The sequence below is a fragment of the uncultured Marinobacter sp. genome (assembly GCF_963974375.1).
In the GTDB taxonomy this organism is placed as follows: Bacteria; Pseudomonadota; Gammaproteobacteria; order Pseudomonadales; family Oleiphilaceae; genus Marinobacter.
Map to the genome: position 1 here is coordinate 1 of NZ_CAXBDN010000301.1, position 4,861 is coordinate 4,861.

Below are 4,861 nucleotides of genomic sequence, written 5' to 3' on the forward strand. Positions count from 1 at the left end.
CACCGGGTCGAGGAAACCGCCGAGATAGGCGAGCAGGGTGGATTTGCCGGAGCCCGATGCCCCCATGATGGCCACGAATTCGCCCCGGTAGATCTTCAGATTGATGCCCCGCAACACCGGCACCGCGATCTCACCGTTGTGATAGGTGCGGGTGACGTCCTGCAGTTCGATCAACGGGGAAGCCAGGGCAGTATCAGAAATCTCGTCGGGGCGGGCTCTGGTCTGGGCGGTCATGGTCAGAACCTCATGCCCTGAATCCGCATACGCTGGCCCCCGGCTCCCCCGGGCCCGCCACGATTGCCACTGACCACGCGATCACCGGCGGCAAGGCCTTCAAGTATCTGAGCCTGGACCCGGTTACTGACGCCCACGGTCACCGCACGCTCCACCGGCTGGCCATTGCTGCCCAGCACCTGCGCCACGGCCTGGCTCCGATCCCGGGGATCGGGAAAGCGCAGGGCGGTCATCGGAACCAGCATGGCATCCCGGGCCTCGGCGTTGATAAAGAACACCTGGGCAGTCATGTTGGTCATCAGCCGGCCATCAGCATTCGGCACATCGAATACCGCGTTGTAGAGCACCACGTTGTTCTCTACCACCGGTGTCGGCTCGATGCGCTCCAGCTCGCTGCGGAAGCGACGCTGACTGCCCAGGGTGGTGAAGTACACCGGCATGTCGGGTCGCAGTTTGCCAATGTCCGCTTCCGACACCTGGGCCTCTACCGTCATCACCGACAGATCCGCAATCCGCATCAGCAGCGGCGCAGTCTGGGAGGCGTTCAGGGTCTGGCCCTGGCGGGCATCAATGGTCACCACAGTGCCATCCATAGGGGCATAGATGCGGGCGTATTCCAGGTTGGCTTCTTCCGCCCGCAGGGTAGAATCGGTCTGTTCGATCTGCGCGTTCAGGGCTTCAATCTGGGCCCTGGCCGAACGCAGGGCCGCTTCAGCGGTCTGGGCGGCTTCCTGACTGGTGGCCTCTTCCCGCAGCAGGTTCTGCTGGCGCCGGTTCTGGATCTCCGCCAGCAGCAATTGCGACTCACGTTCCGTCAGCTGGGCGCGCTGGTTGCGCAGCTGGGCCCGGGTGGCGTCTACCCGCGCCAGATACAGGGTCGGATCGATTTCTGCCAGCAGATCACCCTGCTTCACCACATCACCGGTGCGTACGTGAAGCACCTTGAGCTGGCCAGACACCTGGGCTCCCACATCCACAAAGTCGCCGGGCTGCAGCACACCAGTGGCGGTCACCAGGTCCTCCAGATCCCCCTGCTCCACCGCAATGGTCAGCAATCCGAGGTCCTGCTCCCGGTCCTGCAGCCACCACCAGACACCCGCTGCAATAACAGCGAGCAGAACCAGCAAAAAAAGCCAGCGACCAAGGTGTCGTTGCCTGGATACAGCAGCCGGAGAGTGCATTGATACCTCGCAGTGGTGGTTAATCCATCCAACCCCGCAGGCAACACGCCAGCCAGGTAAAAGGTTTGGTGGATTATCGGTAATGCAAGGGGTGAGTGACAGGACTGAAGGGGTGGTTTACACAGGTTTTACAAGACAGCTGAATATTCAGAGCAGTTCGGCCGTCCAGCAAAACATGAGCCGTTTTGCGACATTAAGTTGATTGCCAGCGTAGTATAGACTTCACACACGGAACCATGATCAAGGACTCAACTCAAGAGGTCAAAGCAAGGATGCCAGCTGATCGTTTGAAGCCCTTTTTACTGTCGATACTTCTTTCAGTCCAGACTGCCCCCACCTTTGCCATTGACCTCGTAAAGGTCAACAAGGCAGAGCGCCGCATGTATCTTATGGATGATGGCATTGCCGGTTACACATATAGTGTTGCTTGGCCATCTCATCAAGTGGCAGTATGTCTGATGTCGAATGGACGTTGACTGAAAATACGGAATTGATACTGGATGCCAGTTATGACCAAAAAAATTGTGAACATCAAGGATCCTACGCTCACTCTTACCGAGCGCCACTACAACGAAAAGTTCAAAGCTCATACCATTGATATTTCCTGTTTACTACCCGCAAAGAAGTTAGGTTATCGAGTGGTGCAAGTGGAACCTGGTTACCGTGCCTGGCCGTTTCACAGCCACCGGGTAAACGAAGAGATGTTTTTCATCTTGAAAGGAAAAGGGCTCATCCGAATTGGAGAAGAATCTTTTAACATCACAGAGGGTGATGTTATTTGCGCACCTGCTGGTGGTCCGGAAAATGCCCACCAGATCATCAACAACTCCGATGATACACTGTCTTATATATGCATCAGTACGATGGAAGCACCGGACATTATGGAGTACCCGGATTCTGGAAAGTTTGGGGTATTCGTCGGTACAGCCCCTGGCGGCCCGGGAGAAGAACGCACTTTCTCCTTTTTCGGCCGAGAGTCTTCAGCCGTCAGTTACTGGGATGACGAATAGTTATACGACCGCATAGTATTGCTGGCCCAATCCTCTGCTTTCAAAGCTAGCAACCATCACTCTTCAGTCAAGGCAACGTTTCTGAAAATGGATGTCAAAAAATACAAAGTTGTTAGAACCAGCATGACGACGGAGAAACTTCCGATGTAAATAAGTGCCCCTCCAACAATAAGCACGATAGAATTAAACAGGCCAAATTTTTTTTCCATGGTCGACAGTACATAAGTCCTTTCGTGGGCAGGTTTGTCGCTCAACTGAAGCTTGCTCATGGACAGTGGTCGAATGCAACCGGAGCCGAAGCCAATCAATAATGTTGCAACACAGGCGACAGGGAAAGGATCTCGATGATACTCTGCAATCCACTCGCAGAGCGTGAATAAAATCATTCCACATAGCATAACCATTACGTTAAGCCAGTAGTACCCATTACTTCCAAGAAAGCGATCCAATTGATTGGCATAGTAAGCGGAAACAAACGCAGCGAGTGAGAAGAAACTCAGTACAGTTCCGAACGTGTAGGGGTCTGGCTGCAGTTGGATAAAAAAGAACGGGAGAAATCCAATGAAGGGAGCCAATGTGGCAATTCGGCCGACCACATAATATGTCATCCAGAATTTGACAGATCCACTTAAGATTGGCGGGGTACTGTGGTCTGTCGACACATTTCGACGAGTCTGGGACCGGGTGCTGGTTGATGGGAACGATAGCACAGTTAATATGGCCACGACATTAGTAACAAGGGTCGCCAGGAATGGCCATTGGTACTGATAATTGTAGAGAATGGCGCCGGCAAGGCCAGAAGCCATCGTGGCAATAAACATCAAGCTTTGCGATTTGCTTTGGACTCTCGCAAATTCTTCCTGAGTAATCTCTGAGTTTGATTGGGACAAAAGCCCAATATCAGAGCTAATGGAGTAGCAAAACCCAACCCCTCCCAGAATCTGGCCAACAAGCGGCACCCAAAAACTGACGCTTGTCTGTTGCGTGCCCAAAACAAGCAGGACTATACCTGCTAGTTTGGCAAACTCCCCAGTCAGTACCATACCTTTGGCCGACAAGAATTGTGCATTGTACCTGACAATACCACTGGCGATCGTAATTGAGAATCCATAGGCCGCAATTAGCAGAATGGTTCTTACCAGGCCATATTCGAGCGCGGTAAAATACATAAATATAACAATGACATGAAAATACAGTCTCGAGAAAATTCGATAGGTATAGAACTTGGCAATCATAGGCCTTACCATTTACCTAACTGGCCGACTGGATACTTAGCTATGACTTGTAGGAGTCTAAGAGCAGAGTGTATTCCTCAAACCGCGTCGACAAGTTTGACACTATGTACTGCACCTTGTACGGTTGCATATATACTCTTTCGCAACCATTCCAAAGCTTGCTGATGACGGTAATCGCTAGTGTTTCTCATCTTGATATAATAAGAGCTGGTGGCAGGTACTGGGCACCCGGGCAACACGACTAACGACCGATCTCGCAGGTCGCAACTAATTTCTGCCAGCGAAGCCAAGGCGGCACCACAATTCGCTTTCGCTGCTTGCAACGATAGACTGTTGCTTTCAAATACAACGATCTCGTCAGACTGAGCCCCCAGCTTTCCCTGTGCGGCCAACCACGCATCCCAGGATAAGCCTCTGTTTCCCTTAATATGGCAGTGACTCTCTAGCAAGCACGATTTCTCCACCCAGTTCTTGGCATCCACTTTGATCATTTCAAGGTATTGAGGAGAGCACACAGCAACCATTTCATCACGATTACAGAAACACCAACTTTCATCGATGAATCTCTCATCATTTACATGAACTTGAACCAGCCTTATATCAGATTCATCATGCTCATCGTCATTGATGCTCGACTCAAGTACACAAAGTCTGAAGCTATCAAATAACTTTCTGAACAACGGTAGATACGTTGATACCCACTGTTCCGCTATAACCGGTGACATAGCCATCCTGATAACAGGTGTATTTTCTGATCCTTTTCTCTGACCATCGTTAACCATGGATATTAGTGGCGTTATCTGTTGCAGAAGCAAACGGCCTTGATCTGTAAGTCTTACTCCACGCGCCTGACGAAAAAACAACTCTGACCCGACAAGATCCTCCAAACGCTTTATTTGTTGACTCACCGCACTCTGGGTCATGTGCAATCTTTGGCCACACGCAGTGAAACTCCCGTAGTGTGCGGCTGCAGCAAAAACCTTCAGCGTGTGTATGCTTTTTACTTTACCTATACTTATTATCATTCGGCTCAACTCCATTGAACTTAGTTCCTTTTAATGTTCAGCATAGGATCTAGCTACGTTGTGAGGCTACCCAATAGCAAACCCTATGCCGGCTAGCAAACCCTATGCCGGACTAACTTTTACCTGAATCCGTGAGTTCAACCGGCTGAAACTGTATCCAAAGCCTGCAATAACAA

5 protein-coding genes are annotated in these 4,861 nt (G+C 51.2%); 1 reads left to right on the plus strand and 4 read right to left on the minus strand.

Annotated features, from left to right (window positions below; all coding sequences use genetic code 11):
* Together AAC035_RS18685 and AAC035_RS18690 are read right to left on the minus strand one after the other, a co-directional pair.
* Positions 1-186: ATP-binding cassette domain-containing protein (locus AAC035_RS18685; RefSeq protein WP_339806622.1), on the minus strand; the 186-nt coding region annotated here is incomplete at its 3' end.
* A gap of 50 nt (positions 187-236) precedes the next feature.
* Entirely contained in the window at positions 237-1,361 is a 1,125-nt protein-coding gene (locus AAC035_RS18690) for an efflux RND transporter periplasmic adaptor subunit (RefSeq protein ID WP_339806616.1), read from the minus strand.
* A 563-nt stretch (positions 1,362-1,924) separates the two neighbouring features.
* Between AAC035_RS18690 and AAC035_RS18695 the strand changes: the two genes are divergently transcribed.
* The gene (locus AAC035_RS18695) at positions 1,925-2,425 is read left to right on the plus strand and encodes a cupin domain-containing protein (RefSeq protein ID WP_339806618.1); all 501 of its coding nucleotides are present in this window, start codon (positions 1,925-1,927) and stop codon (positions 2,423-2,425) included.
* 56 nt (positions 2,426-2,481) lie between these two features.
* Here AAC035_RS18695 and AAC035_RS18700 read toward each other — a convergent pair whose 3' ends face one another.
* Both AAC035_RS18700 and AAC035_RS18705 read right to left on the minus strand, forming a co-directional pair.
* On the minus strand, positions 2,482-3,660 hold the full coding sequence (locus tag AAC035_RS18700) for a hypothetical protein (protein WP_339806619.1): 1,179 nt from the start codon (positions 3,658-3,660) through the stop codon (positions 2,482-2,484).
* Between the two features lie 77 nt (positions 3,661-3,737).
* Positions 3,738-4,700, minus strand: coding sequence for a LysR family transcriptional regulator (locus AAC035_RS18705; RefSeq protein ID WP_339806621.1), 963 nt, complete (start codon positions 4,698-4,700; stop codon positions 3,738-3,740).
* Positions 4,701-4,861: the final 161 nt, after the last annotated feature.